Here is a 12,263-nt window from a genome sequence, read left to right on the forward strand (position 1 = left end):
GCTTTGGCATTGAAAAAACACCCAAAAATAAACTCACAATGGAAAGAGGATGTTATTATCATCAACCATCACGTGAATATTGGAGTGGCTGTAGCTGTTGAAGATGGATTAGTTGTTCCTGTATTGAAATTTACAGATGCAATGAGCCTTTCTCAAATTGGTGGAAGCGTCAGAGACTTAGCTGGTAGAGCTAAAAACAAAAAATTATTACCTTCAGAAATGGAAGGAAGCACTTTTACAGTTTCCAACCTTGGAATGTTTGGTATCACTGAATTTAATTCAATTATCAACCAACCAAACTCCGCAATCCTTTCAGTAGGAGCTATTGTTGAGAAACCAGTTGTTAAAAATGGACAAATTGTAGTAGGAAACACAATGATGTTATCATTAGCATGTGACCACAGAACAATTGACGGTGCCACAGGTGCTCAGTTCTTACAAACACTAAAACAATACATTGAAAATCCAGTTACGATGTTAGCTTAATTTTTAATGACATACTTAAAAGCCGTTTTGAAAATTCAAAACGGCTTTTTTTTATTACTTTACTTTTTATTTTTTTCTTCAATCCACCGAGACATAAACTTAGTACTTTGCAAAGAATGATGCATCAACATACTTCCAAAAAAATTACATAAACGGTGTTCTTCCAAATTATCTTTTAAAGAAACAATTGTTTTCATGAACTTTGAAACGAAATTTTCTTTATCATAACATTGATTTATTATAGCTATTCCATTCTTTTGTGACTCAAACCATTTAGACTGATTTGTATACAATTCAGTAGCAGCATAAGCATATTCCACTGGACTGTCTTTAACATAGCCATTCCAATCTAAAGCACTACTCATCGCTTCTGAACCAATAGAAGTTGTTACACTAGGCGTGCCATAAAGCATTGCTTCTACTAATTTCCCTTTTAAACCAGCACCAAAACGAATAGGCGCCAATAAAACTCTTGCATTTTTAATTACTTCCTGAGCGCTTTCAGCCCGTCCTTTAATATAAAAACCTTCTTTTGGATTATGCAATTGCAAAACTTTTTGTGATGGATAGGCACCATAAATATTCAAAACAGCATCTTTGCTAGACTTCTTTATTAATGGCCAAATTATTTCTTTCAAATACTGAACTGTATTCCAATTGGGTTCGTGCAAAAAATTTCCAATAAAAACGTAGTCCTTTCTTTCTTCAAACGAAGGCAAACCTTCCAAAAGCTTCTCCGTAACCGAATCCAAAAGGAAAGGAATATAAAACAACAAACTATCATCTACTTTAAAAACATCTGTTAACAAATCCATTTCATATTTTGAGATCATTAACGTAAGATCTGAACGCAAAATACTAGCAACTTCTCTCTTTGCGACCTCTTCTTTAAGAATAAAAGTTTCATTGAATACCACACTTGCCTTGAATGCTTTTTGCCTTGCTAAACGCAAACAATGTAGATCTTCTGTATCTAATATTCGTAAAGCATTGGGGCAATGTTCAGCAACACGCCAACCAAATTGCTCCTCACTCATAAACCGATCAAAAAGAACAACATCAGGACTTAAATCACGAACAAAATCATCAAAACTAGAACAGTTTAAATTGATTGAAACTTTTTCGATACCCAAATCATTAAGATTGACCATGTAATCACTATCGGAAGACGCACTAGCAAAAACCACACGATAACCACCATTCATAAAACAATCTATAATTTGCATCATACGAGTTCCTGCAGCAGAAGAATTTGGCTCTGGCCAAACAAAACCAATCACTAAAAGCTTTTTGTGTTGAGTCATCAATTTATCTTATTTCGAATACAAAATAATACTATTTTAATGGCATAACCTTCAAATCAATCTTTTTTATGAATAAAACCGTAATTTTGTAATTATAAAAAATTAATTATGTTAGGATTAAAATTAGCTACAGACCCAAGATGGGTAACCATTGTGGAATCAAATATAGAAGAAATTTTAACAGATCATGCTTGGTGCGAACAGAAAGCGGCCTCTAATGCAATAAGCCTTATCACCCAAAACTCGGAAAAAGAAGAATTAGTTACCGAATTAATGCTTATTGCTCAAGAAGAAATAGAACATTTCAAAATGGTTCATGACCTTATTAAAGAAAGAGGACTGACTTTTGGACGTGAACGAAAAGATAGCTATGTTAACGAGCTTTTTAAATTCATGAAAAAAGACGGGAGTCGCAATGATGCATTGTGTGAAAGATTACTGTTTTCAGCAATGATAGAAGCAAGAAGTTGTGAACGATTCAAAGTCTTATCAGAGAACATAAAAGACCCTAAATTAGCCCAATTTTATCGTGATTTAATGATCAGTGAAGCCGGACATTATACTACTTTCTTGAATTTTGCCAGAAAATATGCAGATAATGTTGATGTTGACAAAAGATGGGCCGCATGGATTGAATTTGAAACTTCCATAATTACCAATTATGGAAAAAACGAAACAGTACACGGTTAATAAAAAGGGTAAAATTCAATTATAGAATTCGCTTTTTTTTCAAACTTAAACCATATTGAATTATTTCAATAACAGAAGCATGTTCCCTTTTAGGGGATCAAGCCGAAGTAGATCCTACTAGTATGCTAATTCTTGAAAATAAAAAAGCCTTTCATTTCTGAAAGGCTTTCACAATATTTGCGGTCTGGACGGGACTCGAACCCGCGACCCCATGCGTGACAGGCATGTATTCTAACCAACTGAACTACCAAACCTACTGCGTTATTGCGGTTGCAAAGATACAATAGAATTTCGGTTACGCAAGCCTTTTTATTATTTCTATGAAGTTTTAAGAAAATACTGTTTAAGAATAGCCCTAAAATCAAAAAAGCCATTCACAATTAAGTGAAAAGCTTTCCATTGGTCTAACTACTAAACCCGAAGATCAGATAACTAGTCTGATCAACAACACAACTATTTTAAGTACCGTTTATTGGAAAAAAAAGCCTTTCATTTCTGAAAGGCTTTCCCAATATTCGCGGTCTGGACGGGACTCGAACCCGCGACCCCATGCGTGACAGGCATGTATTCTAACCAACTGAACTACCAAACCTACTGCGTTATTGCGGTGGCAAAGATACAACAGAATTTCATTTCCACAAGAAATTTTGCTCTTTTTTTTTAAAAAAAATAAGCCTCTTATCCAAAGTTTTGTTTTTCAGCTAAATAAGTCAACACAATCTTTTCAAAATCACCTCTCACGTCAACAGGAACGTACTTAATTCTATTTTGAGCACAGGCCAAACTGAGTTTTTTAAAGTAAGCTTCTATTTGTTTCTCATACTCCTCCTTCACATTATCAGAGAAAAGAGCAACCTCCTCCCCTGTCTCTACATCCACAAACTTTCTAGGCGTGTTGTCATAATCAAAATGAAGCTCTGTTTTACTATCAATAACATGAAACAGCACTACTTTATGCTTATTATGCTTTAAGTGTTGCAAAGCATTAAATAAAGCTTCCTCATCCTCGAGCTGAAACATATCCGTAAAAAGAATAATCATTGACCTACGATGAATCTTCTCAGCTATTTGATGCAAAAAGGTAATTGTATTGGTTGTTTTTTTGACTTCAGTCTGTTTCAAAAGAGTTTCCAAAGCACTCAATACCATTCGATGGTGTCTATCACTACCTTTTTCGGGCGCATAATAGTCGTATCCATCTGAAAAAACGCTAAGTCCCACTGCATCTCGTTGCTTCTTTAAAAGATGCATTAACACGGCCGAAGCTAAAACAGAAAAACCTATTTTGTTTTCATAAAAATTTTGATTCGATTCCAATTTAGGATAATGCATCGACGAAGAGTTATCTATAATGATATGACAACGCAAATTAGTTTCTTCTTCAAAGCGTTTTGTATAGAGTCGATCGGTCTTTGCATACAACTTCCAATCAATATGCCTCGTACTTTCGCCTACATTATACAATTTATGCTCTGCAAACTCCGCCGAAAAACCATGAAATGGACTTTTATGCATCCCAGATATAAAGCCTTCCACTATTTGATTGGCTAACAATTCCAAATGTTGAAAACTCGTTATTTTTTCTAATTGTGTTTCAATCTTCATATCTCAAAGTTATTAAAAGAAATAGAGAAAAGTGGCAAGAAAAAAGAAAATAGATTTCTGAAAAATATTTTAAACAAAAAAAGGCTTGACTAACGTCAAACCTTTTTATATAAATCACAATCCTAAGGACTATAACAAAGCATCTAAACTATCTGCGTACGTTTGCTTAGGTGCTACTCCTACTTGCTTTCCGACTACTTCACCGTTATGAAAAACCAACACTGTAGGTATATTTCTCACTCCGTATTTTGCAGCAAATTCTTGGTTTGCATCTACATCTACTTTTCCAACAACTACTTTTCCTTCGTACTCGTTGCTTAATTCTTCAATGATTGGCCCTACCATTCTACATGGTCCACACCAAGCTGCCCAAAAATCTACTAAAACTGGTTTATCTGACTTCAAAACTACTTCGTCAAAAGTAGCATCTGTTATTGCTAATGCCATACTATATCTTTTTTTTAAGTTAACCCTGCACTTCAGCAGGGAGAAAAATTACTGAGTTTCTTAACTCAAATACAAATTTAGAAATTTAAAATAAACCAAACACTATTCTTAAATTAGATTTAACTATTTATGTATTGATAATTATTATTAGAAGTTGTTTTCTTTTTTTCCGAGTATTCTCGATTCTAAGCATAGCAACCTAATACATCTTTCGTTTTTAATTAAATAAATCGAGGGTCTATATCCATTATTGTTTCACAATTATCACACGTTCTTAGTTTTTCTGAAGCGTAAAAAGGCTTGAAATGGGCGAGGAAATCTTTCTCTATATCATGGAGTTCAAAATAAACTTCGTATAGTTTATGATTGCAACTATCACAATACCAAAGGAGTGCATTCTTAAGACCAAGATCTTTCCGTTTGCGCTCGACTACAAGACCAACAGAACCTTCTGAACGCACTGGAGAATGGGGCACTTCAGCAGGATGCAGGTACATATGTCCAGCATGGAGTTCCATTTCTTTTGGCTGACCGTTCTCTTGAATCAAGACTTTAATCGAACCTTCTATTTGATAAAAAAGCTCTTCGGTTTCATTATAATGATAATCCTTACGGGCATTAAGGCCAGCCACAATCATCACAATATATTCACCTGATTCTTTGTAAATATTGTAATTCCCAACAGGTGGCTTGAGTAAATGACGATTTTCGTAAATCCATTTATGTAGGCCAAAAGGAGATGTTATGGCAATTTTTGTTGCTTTTGAATATGAAGAGCTTAGGTACGAAGAAGTTGTAAAGCTACAAAAACTCAAAGTTGCTAAGATTTTAAACAAATAAGTCATTTATGTTTTCTGAAATGCAGACTGCTTTAAAACATATAAACAATGTAGGTAATAGACACTATTTAATCTCGCATTTTGAATTTATATAAAAACAATTCAAGATATTCATTTTTAATCGTATCTCAAGATGTTTTTACTTTTGATTTTATGACTTTAAAACTTTCGACATACTTAAGAGCATATAAGTTTAATCAATAAGGAGGAAAAAAATGAAACATATAAGAGAGATAAGAACATCTAAGTTTGAGGCCTGTTTTTTTTTCCATTCTTTTTTCTTGTCTATTTCCACTTGCTTCTTTATCCTATTTCTTTTCCTCTCGAATCAAATAAATATAAACTGGAAAATGATCACTAAAGCCAACCTCTGTGGCAGAATGACGTTTGGGATAACCTTTGTACAAACCCGTAGTTTGGATTAAAAAGGGTTTATTATAAACTCCTGCTCTCCAATATTGATACTGTGAAAAATTATTTTGAATTAATGATTGGGTCATCATAATTTGATCAAAAACATCCCATGTATCTCTAAAAGCGATGGTACCTAACCCCTGATTTGCTATTTCTTCAAAAGGATTAAAAATACCCAGTGGCAGAACCTCTTCTTTTTTTGCTTTAGCATTCAGCGCTTTTTTGACACTATTATTAAAAGGACTATCATTAAGGTCTCCTAAGGTGATGATTTTGGCATTAGGATTTATTTTTTGTAGGGAATCAATAATTTTTTTATTTAAAGCACCAGCAGCTTCACGAAGCGGACTCGATTTTTTCTCGCCACCAGATCGAGATGGCCAGTGATTTACAATAATATGAATTTCTTCATTTTCAAGAAATCCGGTTACTAAAAGCTGATCACGGGTAAAAATGCGGTTATTGCGCTCAATGGACTGAAGGTCATCACGCTCATCTTCTACAACAACCTTCTTTCTGTTTGATTTGTTATTATTATTGTTATCGTAAATAATCAACGGGATATTAACATAAGAGGTAGGCTTGAAATATCGTTTTTGATACAACAAAGCCACATCAATCCCTCGTTTATCAGGAGAATCATAATGAATAATACCATAATCTTTATTGACAATCAAAGACTGTTGTACTAAATCCTCTAGAACCCTGCGGTTTTCAACTTCAGAACATCCGATGAGCGTTGGAGCATTGGTATTTTGAGAAGTTCCTATTTCAACAAGAACTTTGGATAAATTTTGTAGTTTCTGAAAATATTTTTTTGTGTTCCAATGCTGGAATCCATTAGGTGTCCATTCATCATCATGTGTTGCGTGATTGTTAATCGTATCAAATAGATTTTCAAAATTATAAAAAGCTATTGTATGAATATTAAATTTTTTAGATTGAGCCACACTATTATACGAGAAGTATAAGGCAACAAAAAGAATAAAACACAAAACTTTCATATTTGATTTTTTAGTAGTAAAAATACTAAAAATTAAGATAACTTTCTCAAAACATTTTAAAAACCTTATATTTGTTGCTATTATTTAGATCCATTCAATTAATTTACTTTGCAAAACAAAAATAGACATATAGAGCATTTACGTAGCACTTATACTACCTTCAAAAGACATTGTTATCTATTTTTGCTTTTTGCTTTTTTTAGTTTAAACTGTCAATCTCAAACCCCTATGATTACACCAGCCTATTTGCAAAAAGGAGACACTATTGCTATTGTATCGACTGCTCGAAAAAACCTTGTTGATAATTTAAAACCCACAATTGATTTATTACACAAATGGGGACTTGAAGTTGTTATAGGCAAAACAATCGGCCTTGAAGAAAATCAATTAGCAGGAAGTGATGAAGAACGTGCTGCCGATTTTCAAGTACAAATGGACAATCCAAATATTAAAGCCATTTGGTGTGTGCGTGGCGGTTATGGTACAGTACGGATGATTGATTTATTAGACTTTACTAAATTCAAGCAAAGTCCGAAATGGGTTATAGGATTTAGCGATGTAACCGTTTTACACAATCATTTAAACACGATGGGCTACAAATCCATTCATGGCGTTATGCCAATTAGCATCCCCAGAGCGACAGATGCAGCTATTGAAAGTTTACGTATTGCCTTATTTGGGGAAAAATTAAGTTATGAAATAGTTCCCAACCTAAAGAATAAATTAGGCACTGCAAGTGGAGAACTTGTTGGTGGTAATTTATCGATTTTATATAGTTTATTCGGTTCACCATCAGCTATTGATTGCCACGATAAGATTCTTTTTATTGAAGACTTGGATGAATACCTATACCATGTGGACAGGATGATGATGAATCTAAAAAGAAACGGTTGTCTCGAAAGTATCAAAGGGATTCTAATAGGAGCTATGAGTAGTATGAAAGACAATGACATTCCTTGGGGTAAAAATGCACTTGAAATCATTGAGGATGTAACCAAAAAATACAACATTCCAATTGTTTATAATTTTCCCGCAGGTCATATTCACGACAACCGAGCTTTGATTTTAGGAAATACAGTTACCATTGATGTAAGTCCCATTAAAACTACAGTAGTTTTTGAGTAAAAATTAAAGCCTAATCCATCTATAAGCTTATCATTTTAAAAAACAATATTTTTTTATTATGGATTAAAAATTACAGTAGAAATTGCACACAAGCAACCTACTTAGTAAAACTACTTATTTTTTAAATTTTTACACTCAATTTGAACCGATGGCAGCACATAACGAATTAGGAAAATTAGGCGAAGAAATGGCTGTAAATTTTTTAAAAGAAAATGGATACACCATTTTAGACAGAAATTGGCGGTTTCAAAAGGCTGAAATTGACATTGTTTGTCAAATAAATGAAACCCTCGCTATTGTTGAAGTTAAGACCCGTACTTCTATCGGAATTGGTTTACCAATCGACGCTGTAAAAACAAAAAAAATCCAACTACTTACAAGAGCTGTAGACAAATACGTATGCGTAAAAAATTTGGACTTAAATGTTCGTTTTGATGTGATTTCGATTCACAAAAACAATAATTCCTTTGTAATAGAACATATTACAGATGCTTTTTTTTATTTTTAGCTATTTTTTTAGGTGTTATATTTGTAACAAATTGTTTTTTATTTATATTTGTACCGGATTTTGATTAATCAGACAGATAAAATTTATTAAATATAAGTAAAAATACGTATAAAAATATGAAAACCGTATCGTCAATTGTAGAGAATTACATCAAGACAAAGCCTTTTTTATTGAATGCTTTATCATTAGGGATTATTAATTTGACTTCACTTTCTAGGAACATCATGTCTGAATTAGAAAGTGAATTTGGCAAAGAAGTAAAGCAAGGGGCTGTCGTAATGTCTTTGAAGCGATTAACTGAAGAGTTGGATTTCAGGCTCAATCATAAAATCAATAAAGTAATTAAAAACATTGGTGAAATTACGGTACGTTCTGCCTTGACGGATTATGCTTTTGCAATATCAGAAACCGTCTTGAATAAGCAAGCAGAATTATTATCAGACATTAACGCCTTTCCTGATGTTTTTTATACGTCGTCAAGAGGTGTCAATGAAATCAATATCGTGGTGAGTAATACGGTAAATTCATTAGTAGACAAGCATTTTACAAATGAAAAATTACTTCAAAAACTCGATAATCTAGCTTCGATCACGGTAAAACTACCAAAAGAAAACATTGTTATTCCAGGAATTTATTATTTTATCTTCCAACGTTTAGCTTGGGAAGGAATCATTATCAACGAAGTAATTTCGACTTCTAATGAATTTACTATTTTAGTAAGTGAAGAACAAGTAGATGTTGCTTTTAAAGTGATTAAGGATTTGAAAAACTAATACCTAGTTTAGCAAGAGACTAACAACAAACACAAAAAAAACAAAGAGCTGTCAGATTATTTCTGCCAGCTTTTTTTTGTTTTTTAGAGTTTTATTTGAGTGAGGTAAGCAATCAAAAAGAGGTACTAAAAATTTTGCTTCAATAGGCTGAAGTTTTTGTTTTATAGGGCATACGGATTCTATAGAACAAAATGTACCTCATCAAAGGTCAATTTACCCCACTTTTTATTGTATTGTTAAAAGTAATTTTACCTTAATGAAATTCTATTAATAAATAACCAATCAATAGTTATGAATAAACAAAACCAAACGAACCAAAAAAGAAAGCAGCTCGCTTCTATCTTTAACCAGATGATTATTCTCATTATATTACTAGCAATTCCAGCAATTGGAAATGCACAAACAAAATTGATATCAGGAAAAGTAATTGATGAATTTAAAGAAGTAATTCCAGGTGCAACTGTTATGGTAAAAGGAACAAAAGTTGCCACACAAACAGATTTTGATGGTACTTTTAAAATAAAAGCCAATTCTAATGAGCAATTGATGTTTTCATATATTGGTTACAAAACCAAAACGATTATTATTAACAACCAATCGATAATCAATGTGACTTTAGAAGCAAATACCACTTCATTAGATGAAATTGTAGTGGTAGGCTATGGTACACAAAAGCGAAGTGACTTAACGGGTTCTATCTCAAAATTATCGGTAGAAGACTTACAAAAAGCACCAGTTCGTTCGTTTGACGAAGCCTTAGCGGGACGTGTTGCAGGAGTACAAGTAACCTCTTCAGACGGACAACCAGGGTCAGGTGTAAATATTGTTATCCGTGGAAACAACTCAGTAACACAGGATAATTCACCATTATATGTTATTGATGGCTTTTTAATAGAAAACCCAAACAACAATGCTATTAACCCACAAGATATTGAGTCATTAATTGTACTAAAAGATGCATCAGCAACAGCTATTTATGGCGCAAGAGGTGCTAATGGAGTAATTGTGATTACCACTAAAAAAGGAAAAACAGGTAAACCAGTATTCAATTTTGATGCTTCTTATGGTTTTCAAGAAAATCTAAAAAAAATGGATGTGATGAGTCCGTATGAATTTGTAAAATACCAAATAGAATTTGACCCTACACTTGTTTCAGCAACATCTTACAAAACACCAACACAAATTTATTTGGCAGATGGAAAAACACTTGAAGATTATAAAAATGTAGAACGAAAAGACTGGGAAGGAAAGGTGACCCGTACTGCTCCTATGCGAAATTATAATTTTTCGGTAAGAGGAGGCAATGAAAAAACTAAATACTCTTTCTCTACTTCCTTAAACGACCAAGACGGTATTTTGATCAATTCAAATTACAAAAGATATCAAGGACGCTTGGTAGTTGATCATACAATTAGTAAAAAATTCAAAATTGGTGTCAATACGAATTATAGTCATTTAAACCAAACAGGAATTAGTCCATCACAATCGCAATTTAGTTCTTCAACAAATATTATGTTTTCAGTATGGGGATATAAACCATTAGACTCTGGAAACACTAATCTTGATCAAGAACTACAAGATCCAGATGTAAACCCTATAAATGATTATCGTGTAAACCCCCTAATCAACCTGAGTAATTTATACCGTTTGAATACAACCCAAAATTTGAATTCAAATGCTTATTTAGAATATACTATTCTACCTGATTTAAAATTAAGGATTACTACAGGTGTAAATGAAACAAGAATTAAGCAAAATTCATACAACAATAGTAAAACACAATACGGATACCCTGGAAGTAATAATGGCCTTAATGGATCTATAAACTATGCACAAAAAAGCAACTGGCTAAATGAAAACACATTAACATGGAACAAAAAAATCAATCAAAAGAATACTTTGAATGTATTAGGTGGTTTTACGTTGCAAAAAGAAAACACAAAGAGTTATGGAAGCAGTGCTAATCAAATACCATCAGAATACGAAGCACTAGGTTTAGATGGGTTAGATTATGGAACACAATTACGTGTAGATACTTTTGAATCTTTATGGTCTATGGCCTCATTCTTAGGAAGAATAAATTACAATTATGACTCTAGGTATTTATTTACGGCTTCTATTCGTGCAGATGGTTCTTCAAAATTTCCAGCAACAAATCACTGGGGTTATTTCCCATCAGGAGCAGTGTCGTGGAACTTTGGTAATGAAAAATTCTTGAAAAACAGTACCTTAATTTCTGAAGGAAAAATAAGAACGAGTTATGGACAAACAGGAAACAATAGAGTAGGTGATTTTGACTATCTTACTAATTATTACAATCCATTAGAAAGCAATTACGTTTTCGATAATACTTATACACCTAACGTAGTAGCTACTAATTTAGGGAATTCAAAACTAAAATGGGAAACAACTGAACAAACGGATTTAGGATTAGATTTAGGTTTCTTTAAGCAACGTATCACATTTTCTGCCGATGTATATCGTAAAACAACGAAAGATTTACTATTAAAAGCCTCGTTACCTCAAACCTCAGGTTTTGCAACAGCTATTAAAAACGTAGGTAGTATAGAAAATAAAGGACTAGAGTTGACTTTGAATACAGAAAATATCAAAACCAATGATTTCTCTTGGTCTACCTCTTTTAATATTGCTTTTAATGAAAACAAAGTATTAGCATTGAGTGATGATCAAACCATTTTAGAAAGCACTTTAAAATGGGATACACAGTGGGAAAACACGCCTGCTTATATTGCAAAAATCGGTTCCCCTTTAGGAATTATGTACGGTTATGTTTCTGATGGAACATACAAGTATAGCGATTTTGACCAAGATTTAGCGGGTACCTATACTTTGAAATCAAACGTGACTACAAACGGAAACACAAGAGCGAATATTAAACCAGGAGATATCAAGTATAAAGATATAAACGGAGATTTAATAGTAAATTCGAGTGATTATACAGAAATAGGACACGGTTTACCTAAACATACTGGTGGATTTACAAATAATTTTAGATACAAAGGCTTTGATTTGAATGTATTTTTTCAATGGTCTTATGGAAATGATAT

Annotated in this window: 11 protein-coding genes and 2 tRNA genes; 6 read left to right on the forward strand and 7 right to left on the reverse strand. The window is 32.9% G+C overall.

Features of this window, described 5'->3' with window-relative positions:
- A partial coding sequence (locus WBQ70_RS10495) for a 2-oxo acid dehydrogenase subunit E2 (protein WP_423913829.1) occupies window positions 1-486 on the forward strand: 486 nt, incomplete at its 5' end.
- Between the two features lie 59 nt (window positions 487-545).
- Here WBQ70_RS10495 and WBQ70_RS10500 read toward each other — a convergent pair.
- Complete coding sequence (locus WBQ70_RS10500) at window positions 546-1,790, reverse strand: glycosyltransferase (protein WP_423913832.1); 1,245 nt, start codon at window positions 1,788-1,790, stop codon at window positions 546-548.
- A 108-nt stretch (window positions 1,791-1,898) separates the two neighbouring features.
- On the opposite strand from WBQ70_RS10500, the gene WBQ70_RS10505 reads away from it, so the two are divergent.
- A complete protein-coding gene (locus WBQ70_RS10505; RefSeq protein ID WP_423913834.1) occupies window positions 1,899-2,480 on the forward strand; it encodes a tRNA-(ms[2]io[6]A)-hydroxylase in 582 nt (193 codons plus the stop codon).
- 180 nt (window positions 2,481-2,660) lie between these two features.
- Here the strand turns inward: WBQ70_RS10505 and WBQ70_RS10510 are convergent.
- From WBQ70_RS10510 to WBQ70_RS10535, 6 genes are all read right to left on the reverse strand, one after another.
- Window positions 2,661-2,734: transfer RNA gene (locus tag WBQ70_RS10510), tRNA-Asp, on the reverse strand.
- Between the two features lie 264 nt (window positions 2,735-2,998).
- Window positions 2,999-3,072: transfer RNA gene (locus WBQ70_RS10515), tRNA-Asp, on the reverse strand.
- Window positions 3,073-3,158: 86 nt separating this feature from the next.
- Window positions 3,159-4,085 (reverse strand): DUF58 domain-containing protein, encoded by a 927-nt coding sequence (locus WBQ70_RS10520; RefSeq protein ID WP_423913837.1) that lies wholly within the window; start codon window positions 4,083-4,085, stop codon window positions 3,159-3,161.
- A 129-nt stretch (window positions 4,086-4,214) separates the two neighbouring features.
- Window positions 4,215-4,532 (reverse strand): thioredoxin, encoded by a 318-nt coding sequence (gene trxA / locus WBQ70_RS10525; protein WP_423913839.1) that lies wholly within the window; start codon window positions 4,530-4,532, stop codon window positions 4,215-4,217.
- Between the two features lie 221 nt (window positions 4,533-4,753).
- On the reverse strand, window positions 4,754-5,284 hold the full coding sequence (locus WBQ70_RS10530; RefSeq protein WP_423913855.1) for a 3-hydroxyanthranilate 3,4-dioxygenase: 531 nt from the start codon (window positions 5,282-5,284) through the stop codon (window positions 4,754-4,756).
- Window positions 5,285-5,679: 395 nt separating this feature from the next.
- Window positions 5,680-6,789, reverse strand: coding sequence for an endonuclease/exonuclease/phosphatase family protein (locus WBQ70_RS10535; RefSeq protein ID WP_423913841.1), 1,110 nt, complete (start codon window positions 6,787-6,789; stop codon window positions 5,680-5,682).
- Between the two features lie 228 nt (window positions 6,790-7,017).
- Between WBQ70_RS10535 and WBQ70_RS10540 the strand changes: the two genes are divergently transcribed.
- The 4 genes from WBQ70_RS10540 to WBQ70_RS10555 form a co-directional block, all read left to right on the forward strand.
- Window positions 7,018-7,914, forward strand: coding sequence for a S66 peptidase family protein (locus WBQ70_RS10540; RefSeq protein ID WP_423913844.1), 897 nt, complete (start codon window positions 7,018-7,020; stop codon window positions 7,912-7,914).
- Window positions 7,915-8,062: 148 nt separating this feature from the next.
- Window positions 8,063-8,422: a YraN family protein gene (locus tag WBQ70_RS10545; RefSeq protein WP_423913846.1), complete on the forward strand. Its 360-nt coding sequence runs from the start codon at window positions 8,063-8,065 to the stop codon at window positions 8,420-8,422.
- A gap of 116 nt (window positions 8,423-8,538) precedes the next feature.
- The gene (locus WBQ70_RS10550) at window positions 8,539-9,195 is read left to right on the forward strand and encodes an aspartate kinase (RefSeq protein ID WP_423913849.1); all 657 of its coding nucleotides are present in this window, start codon (window positions 8,539-8,541) and stop codon (window positions 9,193-9,195) included.
- Between the two features lie 291 nt (window positions 9,196-9,486).
- Window positions 9,487-12,263, forward strand: a 2,777-nt coding sequence (locus WBQ70_RS10555; RefSeq protein ID WP_423913852.1) for a SusC/RagA family TonB-linked outer membrane protein, incomplete at its 3' end; no start/stop codon positions are given.

This window comes from Flavobacterium sp., assembly GCF_049590715.1.
Taxonomy (GTDB): Bacteria; Bacteroidota; Bacteroidia; order Flavobacteriales; family Flavobacteriaceae; genus Flavobacterium.

What these genes read in the sequence shown, in the direction of transcription:
- WBQ70_RS10500 (WP_423913832.1), bottom strand. Translation starts at nt 1,790, where the DNA reads ATGACTCAACACAAAAAGCTTTTAGTGATTGGTTTTGTTTGGCCAGAG.
- WBQ70_RS10505 (WP_423913834.1), top strand. Translation starts at nt 1,899, where the DNA reads ATGTTAGGATTAAAATTAGCTACAGACCCAAGATGGGTAACCATTGTG.
- WBQ70_RS10520 (WP_423913837.1), bottom strand. Translation starts at nt 4,085, where the DNA reads ATGAAGATTGAAACACAATTAGAAAAAATAACGAGTTTTCAACATTTG.
- trxA (WP_423913839.1), bottom strand. Translation starts at nt 4,532, where the DNA reads ATGGCATTAGCAATAACAGATGCTACTTTTGACGAAGTAGTTTTGAAG.
- WBQ70_RS10535 (WP_423913841.1), bottom strand. Translation starts at nt 6,789, where the DNA reads ATGAAAGTTTTGTGTTTTATTCTTTTTGTTGCCTTATACTTCTCGTAT.
- WBQ70_RS10540 (WP_423913844.1), top strand. Translation starts at nt 7,018, where the DNA reads ATGATTACACCAGCCTATTTGCAAAAAGGAGACACTATTGCTATTGTA.
- WBQ70_RS10545 (WP_423913846.1), top strand. Translation starts at nt 8,063, where the DNA reads ATGGCAGCACATAACGAATTAGGAAAATTAGGCGAAGAAATGGCTGTA.
- WBQ70_RS10550 (WP_423913849.1), top strand. Translation starts at nt 8,539, where the DNA reads ATGAAAACCGTATCGTCAATTGTAGAGAATTACATCAAGACAAAGCCT.